We start from the raw sequence: 496 nt of genomic DNA on the forward strand, positions 1-496 counted from the left end.
CGTAGCCCTCCGGGCTGCCCATGTCGATGCGGGCGCCCGGCCTATGATTGCCGGCGCCAATAAAAGTGCCGTCTACCCAGACTCGTCCGCTCTCGCTTCCGGTGGAGTCATACAAGGTGGCCATGCGCGTTTTCCTAGCTGCGGGTTGTGGCTCTATGTGGGGTGCCGCATGTTAGCGAGGCGTGGGTACCGACGACCTCGTTATGCCCCTAATGGAATGTAACGTTCTCCACGACGAGCTCGCGGCCGCGCCCTCTCAGCTTGAGCGTGTACGCGCCCGGCACTGCACGGGCCGTCGGCTCGCTCACGACGTAGAAGGGCGCGTCGATCCCGGGCGGGATGACAACCGGCGTCAGCGTCCGCACACGGGCAAGCGCCTCGCCCGCGCCGGACACCAACGTCGCCTCCTCAATCTCCCAGCTCTCCGACGCGCGGTTTTTCACCCGGATGTGGATGGCGGCCTCGGGCCTCCGCCACCGCCAACAATGAGGAGCGT

1 protein-coding gene is annotated in these 496 nt (G+C 66.1%); it reads right to left on the bottom strand.

The window, feature by feature from the left end; genetic code table 11:
* Positions 1-209 precede the first annotated feature (209 nt).
* Positions 210-496: DUF2381 family protein (locus Q664_RS45405; RefSeq protein ID WP_152622726.1), on the bottom strand; the 287-nt coding region annotated here is incomplete at its 5' end.

Origin of the sequence: Archangium violaceum Cb vi76 (genome assembly GCF_000733295.1) — a bacterium.
Classification (GTDB): Bacteria; Myxococcota; Myxococcia; order Myxococcales; family Myxococcaceae; genus Archangium; species Archangium violaceum.